The organism is Achromobacter sp. Bel, from assembly GCF_012928505.1.
Lineage (GTDB): Bacteria > Pseudomonadota > Gammaproteobacteria > Burkholderiales > Burkholderiaceae_B > Achromobacter.
The window spans coordinates 37,967-57,786 of record NZ_JABBJN010000029.1; the positions used below are offsets into that span (position 1 = coordinate 37,967).

Sequence of the window (19,820 nt, forward strand, 5' to 3'; positions counted from 1 at the left end):
AGGGAAGTGTTTTCAGCGACTGTACCGCCTACTGTGTCGTCAGAGCTAGCGAAGAAAAATCCTGCAACAGGAACTGCTGGCCTTTCGATATCAGGGAGCTTAGAGATGGCGGACTACGAATTCATCAAACTTCAATCGGATCGTGGCGTGGCGACGCTGACGTTGAACCGGCCGGAGAAGCGCAACGCAATCAGCGACCCGATGCGCGCCGAGCTGATCCATGCGCTGGAGTCCGTTGCTCAGGATCGCGCCGTCAAGGCACTGGTCCTGACCGGCGCAGGAAAAGGGTTCTGCGCGGGTGGCGACATCTCCGGCATGCAGCGCCGCATGGATGCGCCGGCAGGCGAGGTGGCTTTCAACGGCTGGTCGCGCCAGCAGCGGGTGCACCATGCGGTCAGCCTGCTGTATCGCATGCCCAAGCCGACGATTGCGGCCGTGAATGGCGCGGCGGCTGGGCTGGGGGCGGACACCGCGCTGAGCTGCGACTTCATTGTTGCGTCTGAAAGCGCGTCGTTCACCTGGAGTTACATCGCTCGCGGCCTGATTCCGGACGGAGGCGGCATGTACTTTTTACCCAGGCGGGTAGGGCTGGCGCGCGCCAAGGATTTGATTTATTCCGGCCGCAAGGTCGCGGCTGACGAAGCGTTCACGCTGGGCATCGCCGACCGCCTGGCGCCGGCTGGCGACGAACTGAAGGCGGCGCAGGCGTGGGCGGCGGAATTGGCGCAAGGGTCGGCGACCGCGCTTGCGCTTAGCAAATCGATCCTGGATCAGAGTTCCGAGCTGACCGCGGACCAGATCTTTGCCATGGGTAGCCAGGCGCAGGGCATTTGCTACACCAGCACGGAGCATCGCGAGTCAGTGACGGCGTTCCTGGCCAAGATGGCCGCGGCCAAGGGAGACGCAAAATGAGTGGCTTGTCCAGACTGCTGCAACCCCAAAGCGTGGCCGTCGTGGGCGCGTCGGAGGACCCGGCCAAGACGTCCGGCCGGCCGGTGGGCTATCTGCGCAAGCACGGGTTTCAGGGTCGTATCTATCCCATCAACCCCAAGGCTTCCGAGATTGATGGCCTGCGTTGCTATCCCGACGTGCGGTCCTTGCCGGAGGCGCCGGACGTGGCGATCGTGCTGCTGGGCGCCGAGCGCACGCAACAAGCCATCCGGGATCTTGCCGCCATCGGGACGGGGGCCGCGATTGTGCTGGCCAGCGGCTACTCGGAAACGGGCGAGGACGGCGCCCGCCGTCAGCGCGAGTTGCGCGAAGCGGCGGGCAGCATGCGCATTCTTGGACCGAACACGATCGGGCTGGTCAATCTGACCGACCGCATCATCCTGTCCGCCAGCGGCGCGCTGGAGGTGGACCTGCTGCACAGCGGCGCCATTGGTCTGGTGTCGCAAAGCGGCGGCATCCTGGGCGCGCTTCTGTCGCGCGCTGCCGCGCGGGGGATTGGATTTTCCAAGCTGATCTCGACGAGTAACGAGGTAGACCTGGACCTGGCCGACTTTGTTGATGCGCTGGCGGACGACCCGGCCACCCGCGTGATCGCGCTGTACGTGGAAAGTATCCGCAATCCCAAGACTTTTATGGCGGCCGCTCGTAAGGCGGCCCGCGCCGGCAAGCCGATCGTTGCTTTCAAGATCGGGCGATCGGAGTCCGGCGCGCAAGCGGCGGCGTCGCACACCGGGGCCTTGGCGGGCGCCGACGGCATGTATGACGCCTTGTTCGAAGAGGTGGGCATCATTCGTGCGCAAACGTTCTCGGATCTGCTCGATATTCCGGCCGCGCTGGCCAATGAGCGCAAGCTGGGCGGCCGGCGGGTGGCGATTCTGACGTCAACGGGAGGCGCCGGTACGCTGGTGGCGGATTGCCTGGGCGTGGCCGGCTTCACGCTGCCCGCGCCGGACGCACGCACGGGCGCAGCGTTGCGTGCCTTGCAGACCGGTGATCACGCGGCGCTGGACCGAAACCCCATTGATGTGACGCTGGCGGGGTTGCAGCCGGATCTGCTGCGCAGCGCCATCCGTATCGTGCTGGAAAGCGACGACTACGACGCCCTGGTCGTGATTGTCGGTTCGTCGGCGGTGGCGCAGCCCGAGCTGATGGCCGGTGCGCTCCGGGATTCGCTTGCGCTAAGCGACAAACCCTTGATGGCCTATATCAGCCCGCATGCTCCGAAAGCGGCGGAGGTGCTCAGCCGCTACGGCATTCCGGCATTCCATGCGCCAGAGAGCGTCAGCGCCGCCTTGTCGGCAATGTGGCGGGTGCAAGCACGCGGCGCGCACGTTGCGGGTCGTCCGCGCACCGTGACGCCGACCCCGGTGGTGTGCGAGGAAAAGGGTTCATTGGATGAAGCGCAGGCCAAGGCGTTGTTTGCCCGCTTTGGCGTGCCTGGCGTCAGAGAGATAACGGTGCGCTCGGAAGCCGAAGCGGTCGAGGCCGCCCGGCAACTGGGGCCGCGCGTGGTCTTGAAGCTCTTGTCCAGCGAGATCACGCACAAGAGCGAGGTGGGTGGGGTTGCCGTCAACGTCGCGCCGCAAGACATGGCGCGGCGGTTGCGGCAAATGGCGGCGGACGTGAAGCGCCATACCGGCCGTGAACCCGAGGCGTACCTGGTTCAGAAAATGGTCTCTGGCGCGGCAGAGGTGATTGTGGGCTTGCACAAGGACTCCTTGGGCACCGCCATTTTGCTGGGCATGGGCGGAGTGGTGGCCGAACTGATCCGGGATACGACGCTGCTGCTGTTGCCGGAAGACGGCGCGGCGCTGACGGCCGACGAAGTCGAGGCCGCCCTGCGGCGCCTGAAGACGTGGCCGTTGCTTGACGGATACCGGGGACGGGAACGCGCCGACGTGCCGGCCCTGATCGAGGCCGTGCTGGCCTTCTCTCGCATGGCAGGCGCATTGCAAGGCCAATTGCTCGAAGCCGAGATCAATCCGCTGTTCGTCAAACCGTTAGGCCAAGGGGTATGCGCGGCCGACGGCATCGCCATCTTGCAAGAGGCGTCGAGCTAGTTCCATCAGGTGGAATTGAAGGGGTGGCAAGCAGGTTTGCCGCTCCTACACTTTTCTCATGCGCCGCAATCAGACTGGCGCAAGAAATATCAGGAGACAACGCATGAAAACTAGCCAGATCGCGACGCGACGGGTCAAGGCGCTGGGCGCTGCTTGGGTGATGATGGGTGTGCTGGCAGCGCCCCAGGCATGGGCCGCCTTCCCGGAACGGCCGTTACGCATCGTGGTGCCATTCACGCCCGGGGGCGGCACTGACATTGTTGCGCGTCAGTTGGCTAAAGGGCTCTCCGATGAATTAGGCCAATCGGTGGTGGTGGAGAATCGCCCCGGCGGAAGCACCATCATCGGCACCGAGAACGTGGCCAAGAGTCCGCCGGATGGCTACACCTTGTTGATGTCGACCTTCGCTCACGCGGTGAACCCGGCCATTCACAAGAAGCTGCCCTACGATACCGACGAGGCGTTCGCGCCCGTGGCGCTGATCGGGAAGTCCCCCAATGTGCTGGTCGTGTCGCCGAAGTCCAAGTTCAAGAGCGTTCAGGAAATTCTGAACTATGCGCGCGCCAACCCGGGGAAACTGACCTTTGGCTCGTACGGGAATGGCACGTCCGCGCACCTGGCGGGCGAGCTCTTCAAGAGCCTCGGCAAGGTGGATATTCTGCACGTGCCTTACAAGGGCGCGGGCCCGGGGATCAACGACCTTATGGGTGGGCAGATCGACATGATCTTCTCGACGTCTGCCAGCGTCAGCGGACAAATAAAGAACGGTCAGCTGCGCGCGCTGGCTGTCACCACGAAGGACCGTTCGCCGTCGTATCCGGGCGTGCCCACCGTTGCCGAATCGGGTGAGCCGGGATACTTCGTAGACAGCTGGTATGGCGTGTTTGTCCCGCGAGGCACGCCCACTGCCGTCATCGATCAGTTGAACGCGGCCATCAAAAGGGTGTCGGGCAAGCCTGACTTCAAGGCGGCGTTGGAACTGGAGGGCCTGGTTGCCAGCGTGGGGACGCCCGCCGCACTTGGCGAATACGTGAAGCAGGAAGAGAGCCGGTGGAGCAAGATCATCAAGGATGCGGGAATCACCGACAACCCTTGAACGCCGGCGATATCACTGAAAGGCAAAAAAACGCGCCCCAGTTGGGGCGCGCTGCACGTGGTCTTGCGGGATGGCCTTATTCGGCCTTGACGTTACCCGCCTTGATGACCGCCGCCCATTTGGCGGTGTCTTTTTGCACCAGATCGCGGAATGCTTCGGGCGACGAGGGGCTGGGTTCCACGCCCAGGCTGGCCAGATTGGCGATCAGGGCGTTGGCCTTCAGGCTGTTGCGTACGGCTTCGTTCAGCGTGGTCACGACCTCGGCCGACACGCCCTTCGGCGCGAACACGCCATACCAGTTGCTCGCTTCTACGTTCGGAATGCCTTGCTCTGCCAGCGTGGGCACGTTGGGCAAGGACTTCAAGCGTGCGGGCGCCGCGACGCCCAGCGCTACGAGCTGTCCGTCATTGATAAACGGCATCAGGCCCGACACATCCCCAAAAAATGCCTCAACGTGACCGCCGATGGTGTCGGCGATGGCCGGTGCGGCGCCCTTGTAGGCCACGTGCAGGAAGTCGACCTTCGTCTGGTTCTTGAATAGCTCGATGGTCATGTGCGGCATGCTGCCCACGCCCGACGAGGCCAGGGTGGCGGGTTCACTGCGTTTGGCCGCAGCGGCGACGTAGTCCGAGGCGGTCTTGATAGGGGTCTTGGGAGACACCACCAGGACTTCGGGCGTGTGCACCACCAGCGCAATCGGCGTGAAGTCTTCCGTAGGCTTGTAGGACAGGCTCGCATACAGAGACGGGTTGATGGCGATAGCGCCCGCCGAACTCAGGAACAGTACGCTGCCGTCCGCGGGGCTGCGCATCACATAGTTGGCGGCGATGGCGCCGTTGGCGCCCGGCTTGTTTTCAACGATGACGGTCGTCTTGAGTTCGGTTTCAAGTTCCTTGGCAAGAATGCGCGCCAAGGAGTCGGCGGGACCGCCCGGGGGGAACGCGACGACCAGGCGCGTAGGTTGCGCGGCGATGCTGACGCTGGCAAACGCGAATGCGGTCGCCAAGGCACTGCCCAGAATGGTGCTGAGGATGCTGTTTTTCATGGTGTGTGGTCTCCTGGAAGCCAGCGATTCAACCGCCGGATGCTCCTTGGGTGTTGACGTATAGCGAGTAAATGGATGTGCATGACGCCATGAACAGGCGATTGCGGTGCGTGCCGCCAAAGCACAGGTTTGCGCAGCGTTCGGGCAGGGCGATATGTCCGATGGCTTCGCCGTCGGGCGAGAAGATCCGCACGCCGTCGAGTTCTTCGGTGCCCATTCCCCAACCGCACCAAAGGTTGCCGTCGACATCGACGCGAAAGCCATCGGGCGTTCCGGAACCGGCGTTCAACAGCACATCCGGCCGCGACAGCGTGACGCCGTCGTCTTGAACCTGGAACACGAGGATGTTGCGCGGGCGCGCGCGCGACTCGATGACGTACAGCAGCTTTTCATCGGGCGAGAACGCCAGCCCATTAGGACCGTTCACCCCCTCGGCAACAACGGTGAGATCTCCCGAAGCACCGTCGATGCGATAGATGTTTGCCGGCAGTTGCTGGCGGGCAGGTTCCCCTTGATAGTGGCCGACGATGCCGAAGGGCGGGTCGGTGAACCAGATGGAACCATCCGACTTGACCACGACATCATTCGGTGAATTGAGCGGCCGGCCCGCGTGGCTGTCGGCCAGCACGGTGATGCGTCCGTCGTGCTCGGTGCGGGTCACGCGGCGGGTACGGTGTTCACAGGTGATCAGCCGGCCTTGTCGGTCGCGCGTATTGCCGTTGGCATGGTTGGAGGGCGTGCGGTAGGCGTGGACCGAGTTACTGATCTCATCCCAGCGCAGGATGCGGTCGTTGGGCACATCGCTCCACAGCAGGTATCGGCCATCTCCGAACCATACGGGGCCTTCGGCCCAGCGGCAGCCCGTTGCCAGGCGTTCCACCGCGGTGGACAGCAGGTGGTATTTCTCAAATCGGGGCGCCAGCGTTCGAATGGCGGGGTCGGGGTAGCGTTGAGAGGGTTCCCACATAGGGCCTCCACAAGAAGGGATGGATGGACTTAGCCGTAGAGCCGGCGGGGGTTGTCGTGCAGCACGGCATCCAGCGCGGCCGGGTCTTCGCCGCAGGCGCGCCGCAGCAGGGCAAGCAGGTCGGGCAAGCGCGGCTGGGGATAGCGGATGTTGACGTGCGGCCAATCACTGCCCCAGATGGCCCGGCCGGGCGCGCCCTGGATCAGCGCCGACATCAGCGGCAGCGCGGCCTGGAAACCGTTCGCGCCATCCGTCACGCGGTCAGCCCCCGAGACCTTGATCCAGAGGCTGGGGTGATGCAGCAGTTCCAGCAGCGGCTGCCATTCCTGCGGGCGTGCGACGGGCGCACGCGCCATGTGGTCGATGATGAGCGGTACGTCATACCGAAGCAGGGCGGGCACGGTAGCGAGCACATCGGCCATCTCTGCATGCACCAACGCGTGCCAGCCATAAGGCTTGATGCGTGTCAGCAGTTCGCCCATACGCGAGACATCCGGCTTGCCGGCCAGATGCTTCATCATCCCCAGGCGAATGCCACGCACACCGTGCTGGTGCATGTGGGTCAGGCTTTCCTCGGGCGTGCTTTCCGTGATGACGGCGATGCCGCGATATGCGCCTTTGCTGGCTGACAGCGCCGCCAGCAAAGCGCGGTGGTCATCGCCATAAGGCGTGGCCTGGACGATGACCCCACGCAGGATGCTGTATTCGGCATGCAAGGCTTGCAGTGCCTGGAAGGGGGCTGCGTCGGGTACATAGGTGGGGCGCTCGGCAAGCGGATATTCGTTCCAGGGGCCAAAGATATGCGTATGGCAATCCCAGCGTTCACGGGCCAGGGGCATGGGTGGGCTCGATTCAGTTTGAGGTGGCGCCGGTTTCTTTGATGATGGCGCTCCAGCGCCGGTATTCCGACTTGATCAAGTCGCCATACTGGGCAGGCGTGCCGGGTGTGGCTTCGGCGCCCTGCGCGTCCAGGCTGGCCTTGAGGGAGGGGTCTTTGATGGCGTCGTTGACGGCCTGGTTCAGCTTGGCCGTTACATCGGTGGGCATACCAGCGGGGCCAACAATGCCTTGCCACGTGCCGGAATCGAAGCCGGGGGCGACGGTCTCGGCCAGGGTCGGAACTTCCGGCAGTACCGACACGCGCTTTGCTGTCGTGACGGCCAGCGCTTTCAATTTGCCTTCCTTCACATAGGGCAGGAATGCATTCAGGCTGCCGGACAGCATGAATTCAATGCGGCCCGACAGCAGGTCGGGAAGCGCCGCGGCATTGCCCTTGTAGGGCACATGCGCGAAGTCGGTGGCGGTCTGGCGGGCGAAAAGAATGCTGGTCAGATGATCGATGGTGCCGTTGCCGGACGAACCCATGTTCAACTTGCCGGGCTTTTCCTTGAGCAGCGTGACGAATTCAACAGCCGTGTTGGCGGAGACTTGGGGGTTGACGATCAGCACCAAGGGTACGTTCGCCACTGAGGCGACGGGGGTGAAGATCTTCCCCGGATCGAGCTTGTCGTTGGCGAACAATGCCGGCGATATCGCAATGGACGAACTGTTGTAGAGCAAGGTGTAGCCATCGGCGGGCGCGTTCGCGACCATTTCGGCGGCGATGTTCCCGCCTGCGCCAGGCTTGTTCTCGACCACGACCTGCTGGCCCAGTCCATCGCCCAGGCGCTTGGCGACCAGCCGCGCCAGCACGTCCGTCGGTCCGCCCGGCGAAAACGCGACGATCAGTCGGATCGGCTTTTGGGGAAACGCGCCCGCCAGCGCGGGGGCGCCGCCACACGCCAACAGCGCTGCGCCGGCCAGTGTGTTCAAGATGCGCCTGCGCTGGGACGAGAAGCACTGCGTCGTTTCATTCATGATGTCTCCTGGGAGGCGCTTTGTGCGCCTCTCTCTTTTCAATGGGCGATGTCAGTCGCAGCGCACGCTCATGCCGCCGTCGACGATGATCTCGGTTCCGGTAACGAACCGGGCTTCGTCGGATGCCAGGAACAGCGCCGCGTTCGCGGTGTCTGTGCCGTCTCCCATGAAGCCCAGGGGAATGCGGGCCTGGCGTTCGGCCAGCAGGGCATCCACGTTGCCGCCTGCGCGTTGCCCGGCCAGCCGAGCTTCGACCATGGGGGTGTGCATCTGCCCGGGCACTACCGTATTCACGCGGATGTTGTGCTTGGCATATTCCACGGCGACGACGCGAGACAGCTGGATGATGCCGGCCTTGGCCGAGGCGTAGCCGACCTGCGCCGCGCCAGTCCAGCGTATGCCGGAGGTGGACGCGGTGTTCACGATGGCGCCGCCGCCATGGCGTTGCATGACGGGGATGACGTGTTTGCAGGCCAGGAACACGCTCTTCAGGTTGAAGTCCAATTGCGCGTCCCAGTCCGCTTCGGACAGGTCCACCGGCCCGCCGCGGCGAGAACCCCCGACGTTGTTGACCAGGATGTCGACGCGGCCATAGCGTTCGACGCAAGCCTGCACCATGGCCTGGACGTCGGCGCTGACCGTCGCGTCGCCCGTCCAGGCGGTGATGTCTCCGCCTGCGTCCTTGGCTCGCAGCAGCGTTTCGGCCATGGCATCCGCGTTTTTGTCCACTGCGAAAACCTTGGCGCCTTCCTGCGCGAAGCGCACCGCGACGGCGCGTCCGTTCCCCCAACCCGGGCCGACGCAGCCCGCGCCGGTGACGATCGCAACTTTTCCTTCCAGCCTCTTGCTCATGATCTTCGCTCTATCTGTTGATGACATGCAGTGTTAAGGGTTGGCGCTGTCGGCGGCTTTCAGCTCGTGTGGCTCGCCCTCGGGGGGGTCTATCTGAAAGACATTCAGCGTCATTGAAATCAGGGTGTAGTAGCCGGCCAGCGCCACCAGGTCGATGACGCCGTGCTGGCCAAACATGGCTTCGGCGCGTGCGTAGACGTCGTCAGACACGCGGCGTGTCTCGTGCAGCTGCGTCAAGAACTCGTGGATCAGGGCTTCATCGGCTTCTGCAAACGGAATGGGCTTGCCATCGCGCAACGCATCGATCACCGCTTCGGACACGCCCGCCTTGAGCGCGATGGGCTTATGCGCCCACCATTCGAATTCCGAACCCCACCAGCGCGCGAGCACGAGAATGCCGAATTCGGATTGGCGGGGCGACAGGGAACTGTCGTAGCGGCAGAACTGGCCCAGCGCCTGGGCGGGTGCTGCCATGGATGGCCGGTGCAGCCATACCGCCAACGGGCCGCGCACGCGGCCGCGCGGGCCGGAGGCGATAAGGTCGTAAATACGCTTCTGTTCGGCGGACATGTCCTGAACTTGCGGGGGGCTGACGCGTGCCATCCTTGCTCCTGAATTATTCGGGCTTGATGCCCAGGTCCTGAACCACCTTGCCCCATTGGGAAATCTCGTTGCGGATCGTGGTGGTGAATTCGGCGGACGTGCCGCCGGCCGGCTCGGCGCCATCGGCCAACAGCTTTTCCCGGGCTTCCGGGGTCAGCAACGCGCGATTGACGGCGGCATTGAGTTTTTCAACGATGGGGGCGGGCAGGTTCTTGGGGCCGATCAAGCCGTACCAGAGCGTGGCGTCGTAGCCAGGCAGACCAGATTCGGCAATCGTCGGCACATTGGGTAATGCGGCGATGCGGGTTGCGGTGGTGACGGCCAGCGCCTTCATCTTGCCGGACGCCACGTGCGGAAGCGCGCTGGCGGTGGCCGCGAAATAGAGTTGGACCTGGCCGGCCATCAGATCATTCTGTGCGTTGCCGCCGCCCTTGTAAGGGATGTGCGTCATCTCGACGCCCGCCTTGCGGTTGAACATTTCATTGGCCAGATGAATGACGCTACCTTGGCCCGAAGACGCGTAGTTGATGGCGCCTGGATGCTTCTTGGCGTAGTCGATCAGCTCGGGCACGGTATTGGGAGCGAAGCCGGGGCTGGCCACCACCAACAAGGGGCCGCGCGACACCTGCACGATGGGCGTGATGTCCGCGACCGGGTCGAACGACATCCGGTAAAGGCTGGGGTTGACCGTGTAGCTGGAGGAAATCAGCGTCAGGGTGTAGCCGTCCGCGGGCGCGTTACGGCCCGTTTCGACGCCGATCATGCCGCCCGCACCCGGCCGATTTTCCACGACGACGGTCTGCTTCATTTCCGCCGTCAGGGCCTGGCCCAGATATCGCGCCAACAGGTCGGCGCCGCCGCCCGGCACGAACGTCACGATCAGGCGGATGGGGCGTTCGGGATAGTCGGCTTGCGCCACGCCGCTGGCCGCGGCCAGCACGCAAGCACCCATTGCGGCAAACCATCGAAAATAAGGGCTGCGCATGAAAGTCTCCGATATGAATATTGTTCTAGGGAGCGATTCTGCTTATTCTGTGTAATAGCCGTCCAATATGTTTTTCGGATGTCAGTAATTCTTCTTTGGAATTACTGAATTTGATGATCCCATTCACGCTTTCCCATTTGTGACGTCCCGCGCCATGGATTTGAAGTCGATGCGTATGTTTCTTGCGCTTGCTGAAGAGCTCCACTACGGGCGCGCCGCCGCGCGTCTTTTCATTTCCCAGCCGCCGTTGACCAAGGCCATCCAGCAGTTGGAAGAACGGCTGGGCGTCACCCTTTTTGACCGCAACAAACGCAGCGTCAAACTGACGGTGGCCGGCACGGCACTGGTCCAGGAAGCCCGCAGACTGTTGGCGCAGACGGAACTCTCCATCCGCACGGTGCAGCGTGCCGAGCGTGGCGATGCGGGGCGCCTGCGCATTGGATTTGTGGCGGCGGTGCTGTTCATGGATATCCGGGAAGTGGTGCTGGGGCTGGAACGCGATCTGCCCGGCCTGGAAAGCGTATGGGAAGAAATGGGGTCGTCGGAGCAGCTTCAGGCGCTGGAGCAGGACCGCATCGACATCGGCTTTGCCCAGGTTTCTCAGGGCGTGGGTGACATGAAGTCGATACCGGTGGGACGCGTCGACCTGGTGATCGCGCTGGACGAAGGGCACCGGTTGGCGCGACATCGGCGCGTCAAGCTGGAAGCGTTGGCGCAAGATGCCTTCGTCGCAATTCCCCGGCACAGCGGGCCAAGCTTCCATGACCTGACGATCGCCGCCTGCATGGAGGCCGGGTTCAGCCCCAGGATCATGCATTACGCCAAACACCTCGTGTCGGTGGTGAGCTTGGTCGCCATGGGACGCGGGGTATCGCTTGTGCCACGGTCATTTGCGCGCGCTGGCGTCCCGGGCGTGGTGTTTAAGGATATCGATGGCCTGCTGGTCGAGGCGGAGTACTCGGCAGTATGGAATCCCGCCAATACCTTGCCGCTCTTGCCTCATGTGCTGAACCTGTTGGGCGGCAAGCGCTAGCGCCTGAGCCTTGCGCGGCGATTTGCGCCTAATTCCATTATGTGGAATTGGCGCGTTGCGGTGGCCTCGAGGTCGACCCTAGACTCGTCATGGCCTGGCTATCCAGCCAGACGCCCCTGAGAAAACCGAACATCACGTGGAAGCTGCCGCATGCATGCCATCGAACTTTTGAGCGCATTTGCCGACAAGATCCAACAAGAACCCCTGTCCGCAGAGGTCAGCCGGCACGCCAAGCGCGCGCTTGTCGATTGGTATGCCGCGGCTTATCCCGGCGCGTCTGACCCCGCAGTGGGAATACTGCGTTCGTTGCTGCTGGACGAACCCGCCTGCGACGCGGCCGATCTGGTGGCGGGGGGGCAGGCGACGGCGCGCTCGGCCGCCCTGATCAACGGGGCGGCCGCGCATGCCGCCGAGCTGGACGACAGCTATCGGGACGCGATGTACCACCCGGGGGCCGCAACCATCGCCGCGGCGCTAGCCGCCTGTCAGGAACAAGGCCTGTGCGGGGCGCGGCTGTTGAGGGCCATCGTGACGGGCTACGAAGTGTCCACCCGCATCGGCGTGGTGCTGGGCCGCGCGCATTATCAGTATTGGCATAGCACCGGCACGGTGGGCACGTTCGGGGCGGTGGCTGCGGCAGGTTCCGCCTATGGCCTGAATCAGGCGCAATTTGCCCATGGCCTTGGCACCGCCGCCACCTTTGCGGCCGGCTTGCAGCAAGCCTTTCGCAGCGACTCCATGTCCAAACCCCTGCATGCCGCGCGGGCGGCCGAAGCCGGCGTGCTTGCCGCCAAGGCGGCACGGCGTGGGCTGACGGGGGCTTGGGACATGCTGGACGGAAAAGGGGGGCTGGGGCAATCCATGAGCGATGGCCCCTCCTGGGATGGCGTGGGTGACACCTTGGGCAAGGACTTTCACATTACCCGGCTGACGTTCAAGAATCATGTGGGTTGCGGCCATACATTCGCGGCCATCGATGCCGCGCTTGCGCTGCGCGAGGGCGCAGGCTTCAACCTCGGGGACGCCAGCCGAATCCATGTCTACACCTATCGTCCCGCGTTGGACATCGCTTGCTATGGCAAGCCGGCAAGCTCCAACGAAGCACGCTTCAGCCTGCGCTACGTGGTGGCGCACGCCTTGCTTCATGGCAGCGTCCGCCTGAACGCCTATGACGACGAGCGTGTCCACGACCCCGTGCTGGGCGCGCTCATCGACCGTATCGATGTGCATGCGGATCCCGATATCGACGCCGCATTTCCCGCGAATCGTTCCGCTCGGATCGAGATTGAATTCACCTCTGGACAACGGCGGACGCACTTCCAGGCGAACCGGAAGGGCGATCCGGAAGATCCGCTCAGCGACGCCCAGCTTGAGTCAAAGTTCATCGAGCTTGCAACCCCGTGCCTGGGTGCAGCGGCGGCAAAGGAAAAGCTGGCGGATCTTTGGCACATCGATCAGCGCGCCGACCTGCGCAACATGGCGTAGTCAGACATATAACTGTTGGTCGAAATCGATATTGGACCGTCTCGAGGCCGCAAAGATAGAGTGCTTGCACGGACGCGACAGAACGTCCGCGCCATTCGCAGCCGGCACGCGCAACCCTGAAAGCGCGGCGTGCGCTGCGGATGAACTCGACATCCCTGGCTGGAGACACCATGAAGTCCAATCAACGACGCGCGTTCCTGCGCGCAAGCCTGCCGTTGGCCGCGCTGATCGCATCTGGCGCCGCCGCGCTTCCCATTACGGCGTGGGCCGATACAGCGTATCCGAAGCAGAAGGCGATCACCCTGGTGGTGCCGTATACCCCAGGCGGATCTATCGATACGATGGCGCGCCTGGTGGCCGAACAATTGCAGGCCCGGCTGGGCCAGAACATCATTGTCGAGAACCGCGCAGGCGCGTCGGGATTGATCGGCTCTGAATATGTCGCGCGCTCCGCGCCGGATGGCTATACCTTGCTGTTCAACGCGTCGAGCCAAGTGGAGATGCCCTTGGTGATGGGGCGCGCCACCTATGACGCAGAGAAGGATTTCACCGCCATCTCGCAAGTCGGATACGTGCCCTTGCTGGTGGTGACGCATCCCGGCATTCCCGCCAAGGACCTGCGTGAGTTCTCGGCGCTGGTTAAAGGCGGGAAGAACAAATACACCTGGGCGACGTCTGGCTACGGCACATCGGGCCACCTGGCTGAAGAACTCATCAAACACGGGCTGAAGCTGGACATGGACATCATCTCCTACAAGGGCGCGGCGCCGCAGCTGACGGACGTGATGGGCGGCCACGTGTCCGCCGCCGTGTCGCCCATGCCCGGCGTCTATCCGCATGTCAAATCCGGCAAGCTGCGTCCGCTGGCAGTGACCAGCGCAGCGCGCCTGCCGCAAATGCCGGATGTGCCCACCGTTGTGGAAAGCGGTTTGCCCGGCTTCGAACTGTTGTCGTGGTACGGCGTGTGGGGGCCGGCTGGCATGCCCGAGCCCGTCGTGCAGCGGTTGGCGCAGGAAGTCGAGGCGGTGAAAAGCAATGCCGCCTTGCAAGCGCGATTCCAGGAACTGTCTTTTGTCACCGTGCCGTCGACACCGGCCGCGTTTGCAGAGGTGATCCGCAAGGACATCGAGAAGGTGAAAGGCATAGTCGCGGACGCAAACATTCGCGTGGCGTTTTAAGGAGAAGCCGTGATGACGACCACCACGAAAACGCTTGCGCAATGGATTTCCGGTCTGCGGCGCGATGACGTGCCAGAGGACGTGCGCCGTGCCTTGCGCTTGCTGGCCATGGATACGTTCGCGTGCGCCATGGCAGGCGGCGCGCAGCCTTGGACGCAGGCCATCCGGTCGTGGGCGCTGGCGCCCGGCTCCAGCTTGCAGGGACCGTCGCGAATTTGGGGAGAGTCCACGGGACGCTTGCGCGCGTCGGACGCCGCCATGGTGAACGGCGCGGCCGCCCATGCGTTCGAGTTGGATGACTTCCACAACGCCAAGGTGCATCTGGGCGCGGTGGTGGTGCCAACGGTGTTTGCGCTGGCCGAAAGCCTGGATGCCACGCCCGAACGTGTCGAGACCGCACTGGCTGCGGGTTACGAGCTCATCATCCGAAGTTCGCTGGCGCTTAAGCCTGCGCTGGCGCGGCTGCACGGTTGGCATCTGACCGCCGTGTGCGGTCCCTTGGGCGCGGCGGCGGCAGCTTCCGTGATGCTGGGGTTGGACGCGGAGCGTACCAGTTGGGCCTTGGGCTTGGCAGGGACGCAGTCGGGCGGGCTGTTTGCATTTACGGCGGACGGCGCGTCTTCCAAGCGCTTTCATCCGGGGCGCGCGGCGCATGCCGGCGTGATGGCGGCGGAACTGGCGAACCTGGGCTTGAGTGGCCCCACTCAGCTGTTCGAGGCGGAAGACGGGGGATGGCTGCGCGCATTTTCGGCAGATCCGGACGAATCGGCGCTGACCGCTCGCCTGGGCGCGCGTTGGCATGCTCCAGAGACCAATTTCAAACCGTATGCGTGCTGCGGCAGCATGCACGCGCATGTGGACGCCGCGATCGCGCTGCGGCCCCACTGGACGCCGGGCGGCCGCGTGCGGGTGGGCATGCCCGACGTGGTTCGGGTGCAGTGTGGTTACGACTATCTGCCGGGCAGTGCGCTGAATGCACAGATGAGCGGCCGATACAGCGTGGCGGTGGCGCTGCTGGACGGCGCGGTGCTGCCCGAACAGTTTGAAGCGGGCAGGATGCAGTCGGAGGATGTCGTCACGCTTGCCCGGCAGCTGGAGCTGGTCCACGACGAGGACCTGGACGCGCTTTACCCGCGCAACTTTTGCGGTTGGGTCGAGGTGCAGCGCCCGGATGGCGAGTGGAAGCGCCACGCGGTGTTGAATCCGTCCGGGTCAGCGGCCAACGCGTCGCGTGGCGAGGCGATACAGGCCAAGGCCGATACCCTTCTGACGCCATTGTTGGGCGCGAACGGTGCGGCGAGATTGCGCGGATCGTTCAACACGCTGGGCGAGACGCCCATCCGCGAGTTGCTGGCCAACGCCACGATCCACGACGTGGCGGAACCGGCGCGACCGGCTCGTCATGTGGCGTAGCAGCGGCGCGCTCAGGCGATAGGGGGCTCAAGAATGCCTCGGACCACGTTGGCAACAACATTCGAGGGGTTCTTGGGGTTCCAGATGGCGCAGATGCGGACGCGTTGCTGCACCTGGTCAAGCTTGCGGTAGACCACGCCCGGTACGGCGCTTTGCGCGAATGAGCTGGGCACGAACGCAATGCCCAGTCCCAGGCTGACCATTTGGAAAATCGTCAACGCGTGCCGCGCCGTGTGCGCGATCTTGGGGCTGAAGCCCGCCTCGGCGCAAGCGGCGATGAAGCTGTCGAAGAGCGCGGGTGCATACTCGCGCGAAAACGCCACGAATGCCTGATCGCGCATTTCGCCCAAGGGTATGTCCGCACGGGTGGCGAAGGCGTGGCTGGAAGGAATGGCCAGGCTGAACGGCTCGGTGAATATCGGCAGCGCAGCCAGCTCTTCGATGTGGGGCTGTTCGTGAATGATGCCGATATCGATCTTGTCCTGAAGCACCGCCCGAATCTGGTCTCTGGACCCCATATCGGTGACCGCCACAGTCACCTGCGGAAACTGGGCCTGTAGCCGCTCCAGTATCTTTGGCATCACGTGAAACACGGCCGATGTCGCCATACCCAGCCGCAGTTCACCGATGTCGCCTTTTGCCGTTTTGAGCGTGGTGTCGACCGCGGCTTGCAGATGGGCAAGCACCGATCGGCTTTCGCGCAGGAAGACCTTCCCTGCATCCGTCAATTTCACTTCGCGCCGCGTGCGCAGGAAGAGCACCACCCCCATCTCTTCTTCCAGCGCCTTTATCTGCTGAGACAGCGGGGGTTGCGACATATGCAGCTTTGTCGCCGCACGGCTGAAATTCAGTTCTTCCGCGACGGTAACGAAGTAACGAAGCTGGCGAATGTCCATTAGTCAGTGTTCCGATAACTGTTAGCCGAATTCCATATTGGATGGATGCCTGGCAAACGCCTAGAGTGCAGAGTTTGGGCTCACTTTCGAAGTGGAAACCTTAGATGCAATCAGGAGAGCGAATGGAATCGGTTGTTCAGCAGTCTCGCATGGAACGAGCAACGAAAGCAGATAATTCTGACGCCTGCGCAACAAGCTCATTTTTTGTCGAGCGTGAGAATGGCGTGTGTCTGGAGGTGTATGCGCAGGGGCAGGGCGACTTGCTTGTCATGCTCCCGTCGCTCGGCCGTGGCGCGATAGATATGGAAGACATATCAACCCCCTTGGCCGCGTCGGGCTATCGAGTGCTGCGTCCCGAACCTCGCGGAAATGGCCGCAGCGTGGGCCCGCTGGAAGACAAGACTTTGCACGATTGGGCGGAGGATATTGCTGCGGTCGTGGAAAGCCAGAAGGCCGGCCCTGCGTTCATCCTGGGCCACGCGCATGGGAACTGGATCGCCAGAACGCTAGCCTCTGACCGCCCGGACTTGGTGCGTGCGCTGCTGTTGTTGGCAGGCTCCGCAGGAAAGGTGCCCGAGGGCTTTGAGGGACTGCCGATCAGCCATGAAACGCGGGCGGTGATTGAACGTTGCGGAGACACTTCGCTTCCCACGGACGTACGTCTCAGAAGCCTGCAAGAAGTATTTTTTGCACCGGGCAATGACGCCAGCGTATGGCTGACCGGATGGAACACACGGTTGTTGACCATGCAGACGCTCGCGCAAAAGCGTACACCGGTGGACGATTTCTTCGCGGGCGGGGTGGCCCCCATCCTGAACTTGCAGGCGCAATACGATGTGATCGCGCCGCAACGTTTCGCGCGTGTATTGAGCGATCGGCTGGGGGAACGCGTGACCGACATCACCATTCCCAATGCCGCGCATGCGTTGCTGCCAGAGCAACCGGAGGCAGTGGTTGCTGCCGTGTTGCATTACCTGAGCAAGCATCGCTTGCGCTAACTGTCGATGATTCCGAGTTGCTGCTTGGCGATCTGGCGCAGGTCGCTCGCGGCACCGCCCGGCCACATGACGTACGCCAAAAATTCGATGCAATCAGCGCCGCGTCAAAGTCACTGGCTATCCGCGCGTCGTAGCGTCTCTTCGCTGACCCCGGCGGTGAGCAACTCATTGGCAAGTTGCATCGCATGCTCACGCTGGGAGGGTGCCATGTCAGCGGCGAGCCTGTCGCGATACTGCATCATCTCCTCGTCCGGCGAGGGGACGACGCTGATCAATGCGAAGGCGGTCGCCAGGTTACGCGGCGCGCCGCGTCCTTCGGCATACATGACCCCCAGGCTGAACGTTGCCAAACGGTGGCCCTGCGTGGCCGCCTGGCGCATCAGGCGCACGGCCTTTGCATCGTCCTGCGCGACGTCGTCGCCATTGGCATACATGACCGCAAGATTGAACTGTGCCCGTGGGTAGCCCTGATCGGCGGCCTTCGTGTACCACTCCCGGGCCGACGCAAGATCGCGCGGCACGCCGCGCCCGAAGTCATATTGCTGCGCCAGGTTGTACTGCGCCGTCTCAAGCCCTTGATCGGCCGCCCGGCGGAACCACTGCACGGCTTGCGACTCGTCCTTCGGCACGCCTCGTCCTTGTTGATACAGCGTGCCCAGCGTGTCCTGGGCCGACGCATGGCCCTGATCCGAGGCCTTGCGCAGCCACTGCGCCGCTTGTGAATCATCCTGGGGCACGCCGCGGCCGGAAAGATACGCCCCGCCCATGCGGTCCTGCGCGGCGGCGTTCCCCTGGTCGGCGGCCTTGCGCCACCACTGCACGGCGAGGGCATCGTCCTGGGGAACCCCGGTGCCGGTGAAATACATCGCGCCGAGATTGTTCTGCGCCTTGGCCAGGCCCTGTTCGGCGGCCCGGCTGAACCACTCGACGGCCTTACCGGGATTCGGCGCCGTGGCGAGTCCGCCCGCGTAGATGGCGCCCAGGTTGTTCTGCGCCTCCGCATGGCCTTGAGCCGCCGCGAGGGCGAACCAGTGCATGGCCTGGGCACCGTCGCGCTGCGCGGACGGGCCGTCGAAAAAATAGTCGCCCAGTTGGTACTGCGCTTCGGCATGGCCCTGCGCGGCAGCCTTGTGCCACCACTGCAACGCCAGGTCATCGCGGCGCGCCACCCCGTGGCCGCGAGCGTACATCTGGCCAAGCATGGTTTGCGCTTCGGCATTGCCTTGGACGGCGGCCTTCTCGCACCATTGCGCGGCGAGCGCGTCATCCTGCGGCACGCCGCGGCCGTTGGCATACATGACGCCCAGATTGAACTGCGCGCCAGCTTCATCCTGCTCGGCGGCGCGGCGCAGCCACGATACTGCGAGCGCGTCGTCTTTTTCTCCGCCCTGTGCATTCGCGTACATGAGGCCTAAGCCATACTGGGCCTTGGCATGGCCCGCCTCGGCCAAAGGGCGCCACCTTTCCCGCGCATTGCTGTAGTCGCCGGCAATGTAGTCCGCATAGCCCTGCTTGAATCGATCGTCCTGGCTGTCTTGCGCCCGAACCACCATCGGTCCGCTGCACAACGCCAACAACAGCAGCGCGGCCTGAAAGCGCGTCGCGCGACCAGGGTGTCGCCGCCGCCGGCTGAGCCTTTCAGCCATGCTGGCGATTGAACGAACCGATGAACTCAAAGCCATACCCTCTCCTGAAAAATGCTTGCCACAGGCAATGCGGCAGGACGCTTGGCATTGCGCCGCGCCTGAAGCGTGAACCACAGGCGGGGCGCTATTATCCTGGCCCTCGGGACTTTGCGTGGCGCGCCGCAATCCATGACAACGTGCCGGCGTCGGCACCTCCAGATTCCACGACTTCGATCCCGGCCATCATCAATCCATAGCCGTGCTCCACATCCCATGCACAGCTGAAGTCCAGGCCGATATAGGGCGCGCCGTCCACGGGGTGAAGCGTAATGCTGTTCAGACGGACCCGCTTTCGCACGGTGTCCTCGTCCCAGTGCCGAGGCAACCGGAAGGCGTCATCGCTTAACACGATGCTCTCCTGCTCGGCACGCAGGCGTGGCAAATCCGCCAACATGGCGTCCATCACCGCCCGGTAGAACGCCGCGTCGTGGGCCAACAACCATTGGGCCGCCGCGATCATCATCGGCTCCGGCCGTTCGCCGCTGCCATCGTCGTTCTCGAACAAGGCGATGACCTCGCCAGGTTCCGCGATGCGATCATCGCGGGCGTAGCCCTTGGATGCCGCGAGGGAGTCGACGCCGCGCAATCGCGACGTGGCGGGAAGCGGCAACGCCGTCAGCCATACGCGCCAGCCATTTTGCTGCCCATAGAGCGTAGGCAGGCCCTGCACGGCAAGCGGCACATAGTCTGGTGGAATCTGCTCGGTATTCATCGAA

18 protein-coding genes are annotated in these 19,820 nt (G+C 63.7%); 8 read left to right on the forward strand and 10 right to left on the reverse strand.

What is annotated here, in order from left to right:
- Positions 1–105 precede the first annotated feature (105 nt).
- The 3 genes from HG262_RS18505 (at position 106) to HG262_RS18515 (ending at position 4,107) form a co-directional block, all read left to right on the forward strand.
- Positions 106–912 carry an enoyl-CoA hydratase/isomerase family protein gene (locus HG262_RS18505; protein WP_169272400.1) on the forward strand — a complete coding sequence of 269 codons (807 nt, stop codon included), beginning with the start codon at positions 106–108 and terminating at the stop codon, positions 910–912.
- Positions 909–3,011, forward strand: a complete 2,103-nt coding sequence (locus tag HG262_RS18510) for an acetate--CoA ligase family protein (RefSeq protein WP_169272401.1) — start codon at positions 909–911, stop codon at positions 3,009–3,011. Before HG262_RS18505 ends, HG262_RS18510 begins: the two co-directional genes overlap by 4 nt.
- A 160-nt stretch (positions 3,012–3,171) precedes the next feature.
- Entirely contained in the window at positions 3,172–4,107 is a 936-nt protein-coding gene (locus HG262_RS18515; protein WP_248293410.1) for a tripartite tricarboxylate transporter substrate binding protein, read from the forward strand.
- A gap of 76 nt (positions 4,108–4,183) precedes the next feature.
- Here HG262_RS18515 and HG262_RS18520 read toward each other — a convergent pair whose 3' ends face one another.
- The 7 genes from HG262_RS18520 to HG262_RS18550 are packed head-to-tail and all read right to left on the reverse strand — an operon-like array spanning position 4,184 to position 10,416.
- Positions 4,184–5,152: a tripartite tricarboxylate transporter substrate binding protein gene (locus HG262_RS18520; protein ID WP_169272403.1), complete on the reverse strand. Its 969-nt coding sequence runs from the start codon at positions 5,150–5,152 to the stop codon at positions 4,184–4,186.
- Between the two features lie 28 nt (positions 5,153–5,180).
- On the reverse strand, positions 5,181–6,119 hold the full coding sequence (locus HG262_RS18525) for an SMP-30/gluconolactonase/LRE family protein (RefSeq protein WP_169272404.1): 939 nt from the start codon (positions 6,117–6,119) through the stop codon (positions 5,181–5,183).
- 29 nt (positions 6,120–6,148) lie between these two features.
- Positions 6,149–6,958 carry an amidohydrolase family protein gene (locus HG262_RS18530; RefSeq protein WP_169272405.1) on the reverse strand — a complete coding sequence of 270 codons (810 nt, stop codon included), beginning with the start codon at positions 6,956–6,958 and terminating at the stop codon, positions 6,149–6,151.
- Between the two features lie 13 nt (positions 6,959–6,971).
- Positions 6,972–7,976, reverse strand: coding sequence for a tripartite tricarboxylate transporter substrate binding protein (locus tag HG262_RS18535; protein WP_169272406.1), 1,005 nt, complete (start codon positions 7,974–7,976; stop codon positions 6,972–6,974).
- Between the two features lie 51 nt (positions 7,977–8,027).
- Positions 8,028–8,828 (reverse strand): SDR family NAD(P)-dependent oxidoreductase, encoded by an 801-nt coding sequence (locus HG262_RS18540; protein WP_169272407.1) that lies wholly within the window; start codon positions 8,826–8,828, stop codon positions 8,028–8,030.
- A 33-nt stretch (positions 8,829–8,861) separates the two neighbouring features.
- Positions 8,862–9,431, reverse strand: coding sequence for a carboxymuconolactone decarboxylase family protein (locus HG262_RS18545; RefSeq protein WP_169272408.1), 570 nt, complete (start codon positions 9,429–9,431; stop codon positions 8,862–8,864).
- A 13-nt stretch (positions 9,432–9,444) separates the two neighbouring features.
- Complete coding sequence (locus HG262_RS18550; RefSeq protein ID WP_169272409.1) at positions 9,445–10,416, reverse strand: tripartite tricarboxylate transporter substrate binding protein; 972 nt, start codon at positions 10,414–10,416, stop codon at positions 9,445–9,447.
- A 169-nt stretch (positions 10,417–10,585) separates the two neighbouring features.
- On the opposite strand from HG262_RS18550, the gene HG262_RS18555 reads away from it, so the two are divergent.
- The 4 genes from HG262_RS18555 (at position 10,586) to HG262_RS18570 (ending at position 15,525) form a co-directional block, all read left to right on the forward strand.
- On the forward strand, positions 10,586–11,449 hold the full coding sequence (locus HG262_RS18555; RefSeq protein WP_169272410.1) for a LysR substrate-binding domain-containing protein: 864 nt from the start codon (positions 10,586–10,588) through the stop codon (positions 11,447–11,449).
- Positions 11,450–11,599: 150 nt separating this feature from the next.
- A complete protein-coding gene (locus HG262_RS18560; RefSeq protein WP_169272411.1) occupies positions 11,600–12,934 on the forward strand; it encodes an MmgE/PrpD family protein in 1,335 nt (444 codons plus the stop codon).
- A gap of 170 nt (positions 12,935–13,104) precedes the next feature.
- Complete coding sequence (locus HG262_RS18565; protein ID WP_169272412.1) at positions 13,105–14,112, forward strand: tripartite tricarboxylate transporter substrate binding protein; 1,008 nt, start codon at positions 13,105–13,107, stop codon at positions 14,110–14,112.
- 12 nt (positions 14,113–14,124) lie between these two features.
- Complete coding sequence (locus HG262_RS18570) at positions 14,125–15,525, forward strand: MmgE/PrpD family protein (protein WP_169272413.1); 1,401 nt, start codon at positions 14,125–14,127, stop codon at positions 15,523–15,525.
- Positions 15,526–15,536: 11 nt separating this feature from the next.
- Here HG262_RS18570 and HG262_RS18575 read toward each other — a convergent pair whose 3' ends face one another.
- The gene (locus HG262_RS18575) at positions 15,537–16,421 is read right to left on the reverse strand and encodes a LysR family transcriptional regulator (RefSeq protein ID WP_169272414.1); all 885 of its coding nucleotides are present in this window, start codon (positions 16,419–16,421) and stop codon (positions 15,537–15,539) included.
- Between the two features lie 122 nt (positions 16,422–16,543).
- Between HG262_RS18575 and HG262_RS18580 the strand changes: the two genes are divergently transcribed.
- Positions 16,544–17,419, forward strand: a complete 876-nt coding sequence (locus HG262_RS18580) for an alpha/beta hydrolase (protein WP_248293405.1) — start codon at positions 16,544–16,546, stop codon at positions 17,417–17,419.
- 110 nt (positions 17,420–17,529) lie between these two features.
- Here HG262_RS18580 and HG262_RS18585 read toward each other — a convergent pair whose 3' ends face one another.
- Positions 17,530–19,101, reverse strand: coding sequence for a tetratricopeptide repeat protein (locus tag HG262_RS18585; protein ID WP_169272415.1), 1,572 nt, complete (start codon positions 19,099–19,101; stop codon positions 17,530–17,532).
- Between the two features lie 91 nt (positions 19,102–19,192).
- Positions 19,193–19,816 (reverse strand): hypothetical protein, encoded by a 624-nt coding sequence (locus HG262_RS18590; RefSeq protein WP_169272416.1) that lies wholly within the window; start codon positions 19,814–19,816, stop codon positions 19,193–19,195.
- Positions 19,817–19,820: the final 4 nt, after the last annotated feature.

What these genes read in the sequence shown, in the direction of transcription:
- HG262_RS18505 (WP_169272400.1), top strand. Translation starts at nt 106, where the DNA reads ATGGCGGACTACGAATTCATCAAACTTCAATCGGATCGTGGCGTGGCG.
- HG262_RS18510 (WP_169272401.1), top strand. Translation starts at nt 909, where the DNA reads ATGAGTGGCTTGTCCAGACTGCTGCAACCCCAAAGCGTGGCCGTCGTG.
- HG262_RS18515 (WP_248293410.1), top strand. Translation starts at nt 3,172, where the DNA reads ATGATGGGTGTGCTGGCAGCGCCCCAGGCATGGGCCGCCTTCCCGGAA.
- HG262_RS18520 (WP_169272403.1), bottom strand. Translation starts at nt 5,152, where the DNA reads ATGAAAAACAGCATCCTCAGCACCATTCTGGGCAGTGCCTTGGCGACC.
- HG262_RS18525 (WP_169272404.1), bottom strand. Translation starts at nt 6,119, where the DNA reads ATGTGGGAACCCTCTCAACGCTACCCCGACCCCGCCATTCGAACGCTG.
- HG262_RS18530 (WP_169272405.1), bottom strand. Translation starts at nt 6,958, where the DNA reads ATGCCCCTGGCCCGTGAACGCTGGGATTGCCATACGCATATCTTTGGC.
- HG262_RS18535 (WP_169272406.1), bottom strand. Translation starts at nt 7,976, where the DNA reads ATGAATGAAACGACGCAGTGCTTCTCGTCCCAGCGCAGGCGCATCTTG.
- HG262_RS18540 (WP_169272407.1), bottom strand. Translation starts at nt 8,828, where the DNA reads ATGAGCAAGAGGCTGGAAGGAAAAGTTGCGATCGTCACCGGCGCGGGC.
- HG262_RS18545 (WP_169272408.1), bottom strand. Translation starts at nt 9,431, where the DNA reads ATGGCACGCGTCAGCCCCCCGCAAGTTCAGGACATGTCCGCCGAACAG.
- HG262_RS18550 (WP_169272409.1), bottom strand. Translation starts at nt 10,416, where the DNA reads ATGCGCAGCCCTTATTTTCGATGGTTTGCCGCAATGGGTGCTTGCGTG.
- HG262_RS18555 (WP_169272410.1), top strand. Translation starts at nt 10,586, where the DNA reads ATGCGTATGTTTCTTGCGCTTGCTGAAGAGCTCCACTACGGGCGCGCC.
- HG262_RS18560 (WP_169272411.1), top strand. Translation starts at nt 11,600, where the DNA reads ATGCATGCCATCGAACTTTTGAGCGCATTTGCCGACAAGATCCAACAA.
- HG262_RS18565 (WP_169272412.1), top strand. Translation starts at nt 13,105, where the DNA reads ATGAAGTCCAATCAACGACGCGCGTTCCTGCGCGCAAGCCTGCCGTTG.
- HG262_RS18570 (WP_169272413.1), top strand. Translation starts at nt 14,125, where the DNA reads ATGACGACCACCACGAAAACGCTTGCGCAATGGATTTCCGGTCTGCGG.
- HG262_RS18575 (WP_169272414.1), bottom strand. Translation starts at nt 16,421, where the DNA reads ATGGACATTCGCCAGCTTCGTTACTTCGTTACCGTCGCGGAAGAACTG.
- HG262_RS18580 (WP_248293405.1), top strand. Translation starts at nt 16,544, where the DNA reads ATGGAATCGGTTGTTCAGCAGTCTCGCATGGAACGAGCAACGAAAGCA.
- HG262_RS18585 (WP_169272415.1), bottom strand. Translation starts at nt 19,101, where the DNA reads ATGGCTTTGAGTTCATCGGTTCGTTCAATCGCCAGCATGGCTGAAAGG.
- HG262_RS18590 (WP_169272416.1), bottom strand. Translation starts at nt 19,816, where the DNA reads ATGAATACCGAGCAGATTCCACCAGACTATGTGCCGCTTGCCGTGCAG.